Source organism: Streptomyces sp. NPDC059853 (genome assembly GCF_042731495.1).
Lineage (GTDB): Bacteria > Actinomycetota > Actinomycetes > Streptomycetales > Streptomycetaceae > Streptomyces.
Genome location: NZ_JBHWJL010000348.1, coordinates 1 through 4,983 on the forward strand (window position 1 = coordinate 1; position 4,983 = coordinate 4,983).

Sequence of the window (4,983 nt, forward strand, 5' to 3'; positions counted from 1 at the left end):
AGCGACCTGGACGCCGGGCCCCGTTCCGAGCTGGTTGGCGTGGACGCGCGGCAGCTGCCCCCTGGCCCGTCCGGCGGCCAGGATCGTCCGGGCGGCGTCGGCGCCGAAGGCCCCGCGCTCGCAGAACACGTCGATCCAGCGGGCGTACGGCGCGCACGCGTCGAGCATCGGGCCGGTGACGAGGGCGACGTAGCCGTCCGGGTCGTCGGCGTACTCGGGGGCGGTGATGTGGGCGCCGAGGTAGGTGGTCTCGGGGGTGTGCGCGCGGGCGACGCGCAGCGCGCGGGATTCGTCGGCGGTGGTGAGCCCGTAGCCCGATTTGGTCTCGACGGTGGTGGTGCCCTGGCGGTGCATCTCGGCGAGGTGGGCGGTGAGGTTGGCGGCGAGCTGCTCGTCGGTGGCGCGGCGGGTGGCGGTGACGGTGGAGCGGATGCCGCCGGCGGTGTAGGGGCGGCCGGACATGCGGGCGGTGAACTCGGCGGTGCGGTCGCCGGCGAACAGCAGGTGGGAGTGGGCGTCCACGAAGCCGGGGATGACGGCCCGGCCGCCCGCGTCGTGGTAACTGTCAGTGGCGGGTGTTTGACTGGTGGTACCGATCCAGGCGACGCGGTCGTCCTCGATGACGAGGGCCGCGTCGTGGAGGGGTCCGAGTGGGCCGTGGCCCAGGGAGGGGTTGTTGGTGATGAGCGTGCCGATGTGGGTGATTGCCGTGCTGGCCATCGTCGTCCCTCGGAGTGTCAGCGGGGGTGGTTCAGGGCGCGGATGCCGCGGGCCAGGGCGGCCGGCACGTCGTGGACCAGCTGGTGCACTCCGTCGCGCACGATGTGCCGGCCGCCGACCACGGTGTCCCGGATGTCGGCGGCGGTGGCGGCGTGGATCACCGCTTCGGTGGCGAGCGCGGGGGCGGGGCCCGCCGTGCGGACGGTGTCCAGCGCCACGGTGGTGAAGTCGGCGAAGGAGCCCGGTTCGAGACGGCCGGCGTCCGCCCAGCCGAGGGCGGCGTGGCCCTCCTCGGATGCGGTGCGCAGCAGTTGGGCGGCGGTCCAGTGGCCGCGGGCGCGGGTGCGCAGGCGTTCGTGCAGTTCCAGGGCGCGGGCCTCTTCGAGGAGGTCGATGACGGCGTGGCTGTCGCTGCCCAGGCTCAGCGGGCTGCCGGCGCGCTCCAGGGCGGCGGCCGGGCCGATGCCGTCGGCGAGGTCGCGTTCGGTGGTGGGGCACACGCACACGCCGGTGCCGGTGGCGCCGAGCAGGGTGATGTCGTCGTCGGTGAGATGGGTGGCGTGCACGGCGGTGGTGCCGGGGCCGAGGATGCCGTGATCGGCCAGCAGGCGGGTGGGCGTGGTGCTGTGGGCGCGGTGGCAGGCCTCGTTCTCGGCGGGCTGTTCGGACAGATGGAGGTGGAGCGGGGCGTTGCGCTCGCGGGCCCAGTCGGCGACGGTGCCCAGCGCGGTGGCGGGGACGGCGCGCACCGAGTGGATGGCGGCGCCGATCCGGGCGTGGCCGGTGGCGGTGAGGGCGGCGGCGCGGGTGGCCCAGGCCTCGGCGGTGCCGTCGCTGAAGCGGCGCTGCCGGGCGGTGGGCGGGGTGCCGAAGCCGGAGGAGAGGTAGCAGGTGTCGAGGAGGGTGATGCGGATCCCGGCGTCGGCGGCGGCGGCGATCAGGGCCTCGCCCATGGCGTTGGGGTGGTGGTACGGGGTGCCGTCCGGCTGGTGGTGCACATAGTGGAACTCGCCGACGCAGGTGATGCCCGCCAGGGCCATCTCGGCGTAGACGGCGCGGGCGAGTTCGTGGGCGGAGTCGGGGGTGAGCTGGGAGGCGACCAGATACATGGCCTCGCGCCAGGTCCAGAAGGTGCCGCCGCCGATCTGGGCGGTGGAGCGCAGCGCGCGGTGGAAGAAGTGGCTGTGGACGTTGGCGAGTCCGGGGACGGTGAGGCCGCCGAGCGGGACGGCCGCGATGGGCGGTTCGGGCACGCCGGTGCGCACCTCGGTGACCCGGCCGTCGGGTCCGGTGGCGATGACCACGCCGTCCTGGACGGTGCCGTTCAGCCAGGCGTGGGCGGCCCAGTAGCTCTGCGCGCTCAGCGACACACCAGTTCCTCCAGTACCTCGGCGAGGGCGGTGACGCCGGCCTCGCAGTCGTCCTCGGTGGCGTGCTCGGCGGGTGCGTGGGAGACCCCGGTCGGGTTGCGCACGTAGAGCATGGCGGTGGGCACGGTGGCGGACAGGATGCCGGCGTCGTGTCCGGCGCCGGTGGGCAGCAGGGGCGCGCCGCCGTGCCGCTCGGTGAGCAGGGTGGCCAGCCGGTCGCGGAGCGCGGTGTCGAACTCGACGAGGGCGGTGCGGGACTCCTCGGTGACGGTGACCGTCACGCCGTCCCGGCCTCCGCGTTCGCGGGCGGCCTGTTCGATGGCGGCGACCACGGTGTCGAGGGTGGGCCGGTCGGCGGCGCGGGCGTCCAGCCAGCCCCGCACCAGGGAGGGGATGGCGTTGACGCCGTTGGGCTCGACGGCGACCTTGCCGAAGGTGGCCAGCGCGCCCGCGAGCCTGGCCTTCTTGCGGGCGCCGAGCACGGTGGTGGCGTAGGTCAGCATCGGGTCGCGGCGGTCTTCCAGCCGGGTGGTCCCGGCGTGGTTGGCGGCGCCGTGGAAGTCGAACCGCCAGCGCCCGTGCGGCCAGATCGCGGAGGCGACGCCGACCGGGTGCGGGGTGTCGGCCAGGGCGCGGCCCTGTTCGATGTGGAGTTCGACGAAGGCGCCGATGCGGGCGAGGCGTTCGGGGTCGGGGCCGATGGCGTCCGGGTCCCGCCCGGCGCGTTCCATGGCCTGCGGCAGGCTGATGCCCTGGGCGTCGCGCAGGGTGCGGGCGCGTTCGGGGGTGAGGGTGCCGGTGGCGAGCCGGGAGCCGACGCAGGCGACGCCGAACCGGGCGCCTTCCTCGTCGGTGAAGTTGACGATGCCCAGCGGGCGCCCGCCCTCCGGCACCCGGTCCACGGCGGCGAACGCGGACACCACGCCGAGCGGCCCGTCGAAGGCGCCGCCGTCCGGCACGGAGTCCAGGTGCGAGCCGGTGACGACGGCGTCGCCGCGCTCCGGGTCGCCGCGCCAGGCCCACTGGTTGCCGTTGCGGTCCACCTCGTACCGCAGCCCGCGCGCCCGGGCCTGGTCCCGGAACCAGTCCCGGCACTCCCCGTCGGCGCCGCCCCACGCGAACCGCCGGTACCCGCCGGACCCGGCGTGCCGCCCGATGGGCTCCAGGTCCCGCCACAGCGAGAGAAATCCGTCCGCCACGGCTATCCGTCCTCCCCGTTCCGCCATGCCCTTCCGGGCCCGGGCGCCACCGTGCGGCCGGCGCCGCCCGGCACGGCGTCCGCCGCCCGCGCCCGGCCGCGCGGCCGGGTCCCTGCTCCGGTCACCGGGCCTCCTCCCGCATCGGGACGCGGACGCCGCGCTCCGCGGCGACGTGTTCCGCCGTCTCGTAGCCCGCGTCCACGTGCCGGATGACGCCCATGCCCGGGTCGTTGGTCAGCACCCGCCGGATCTTCTCGCCCGCCAGCCGGGTGCCGTCCGCGACCGTGACCTGCCCCGCGTGCAGTGAGCGGCCCATGCCGACGCCGCCGCCGTGGTGCAGGGAGACCCAGGACGCGCCGGAGGCGACGTTGACCATGGCGTTGAGGAGCGGCCAGTCGGCGATGGCGTCGGAGCCGTCCCGCATGGCCTCGGTCTCCCGGTAGGGCGAGGCGACCGAGCCGCAGTCGAGGTGATCGCGGCCGATGACGACCGGGGCGGCCAGTTCGCCGGAGGCGACCATGTCGTTGAAGCGTTCCCCGGCCCGGTCGCGTTCGCCGTAGCCGAGCCAGCAGATGCGGGCGGGCAGGCCCTGGAAGCGGACGCGTTCGCCGGCCAGCCGGATCCAGCGGGCCAGCGACTGGTTCTCCGGGAAGAGGTCCAGGACGGCCCGGTCGGTGGCGGCGATGTCGCGGGGGTCGCCGCTGAGCGCGGCCCACCGGAAGGGGCCCTTGCCCTCGCAGAACAGCGGCCGGATGTAGGCGGGGACGAACCCCGGGAAGTCGAACGCCCGCTCGTATCCGGCCAGGCGTGCCTCGCCCCGGATCGAGTTGCCGTAGTCGAAGACCTCGGCTCCGGCGTCCTGGAAGCCGACCATCGCGGCGACGTGCCGGGCCATCGACTCCCGGGCCCGCCCGGTGAAGGCGGCCGGGTCGCGCCGGGTCTCCTCGGCCATGTCGGCGAACGCGGTCCCCAGCGGCAGATAGGCCAGCGGGTCGTGGGCGCTGGTCTGGTCGGTCACGATGTCGATGGGGGCGCCGAGCGCCAGCAGCCGGGGCACGGCCTCGGCCGCGTTGCCCCGTACGCCGATGGACAGCGGGCGGCGTGCCGCTTTGGCCTCCTCCGCCTGCCGCAGCGCGTCCTCCAGGGAGTCGGCGCGGACGTCGAGGTAGCCGTGTTCGATGCGCCGGGCGATGGCGCGCGGGTCGCAGTCCACGCAGATGACGACGCCGCCGTTCATGGTGACGGCCAGCGGCTGGGCGCCGCCCATGCCGCCCAGGCCCGCCGTCAGGGTGAGGGTGCCGGCCAGGGTGCCGCCGAACCGTTTGGCGGCGACGGCGGCGAAGGTCTCGTAGGTGCCCTGGAGGATGCCCTGGGTGCCGATGTAGATCCAGGACCCGGCGGTCATCTGCCCGTACATGGTCAGGCCCAGTTGCTCCAGGCGGCGGAACTCCTCCCAGGTGGCCCAGTCCCCCACCAGGTTGGAGTTGGCCAGCAGGACCCGGGGCGCCCACTCGTGGGTGGTGAGGACGCCCACCGGCCGGCCGGACTGCACCAGCAGCGTCTCGTCGTCGCGCAGGGTGCGCAGGGTGCGGGTGAGGGCGTCGAAGGAGGGCCAGTCGCGGGCGGCCCGGCCGGTGCCGCCGTAGACGACCAGGTCGTCGGGGTGTTCGGCGACCTCGGGGTCGAGGTTGTTC

The 4,983-nt window shown here is 75.1% G+C and carries 3 protein-coding genes and 1 pseudogene; all 4 read right to left on the bottom strand.

What is annotated here, in order from left to right; genetic code table 11:
- Nucleotides 1-720: pseudogene (locus ACFV5N_RS24595) on the bottom strand (imidazolonepropionase); the annotation flags it as partial.
- A 17-nt stretch (nucleotides 721-737) separates the two neighbouring features.
- Nucleotides 738-2,090 carry a formimidoylglutamate deiminase gene (locus ACFV5N_RS24600; RefSeq protein ID WP_385603802.1) on the bottom strand — a complete coding sequence of 451 codons (1,353 nt, stop codon included), beginning with the start codon at nucleotides 2,088-2,090 and terminating at the stop codon, nucleotides 738-740.
- Nucleotides 2,081-3,316 (bottom strand): allantoate amidohydrolase, encoded by a 1,236-nt coding sequence (locus ACFV5N_RS24605; protein ID WP_385603804.1) that lies wholly within the window; start codon nucleotides 3,314-3,316, stop codon nucleotides 2,081-2,083. Before ACFV5N_RS24605 ends, ACFV5N_RS24600 begins: the two co-directional genes overlap by 10 nt.
- 94 nt (nucleotides 3,317-3,410) lie before the next feature.
- On the bottom strand, nucleotides 3,411-4,983 hold a 1,573-nt coding region (gene hutU / locus ACFV5N_RS24610; RefSeq protein ID WP_385603806.1), incomplete at its 5' end, for a urocanate hydratase.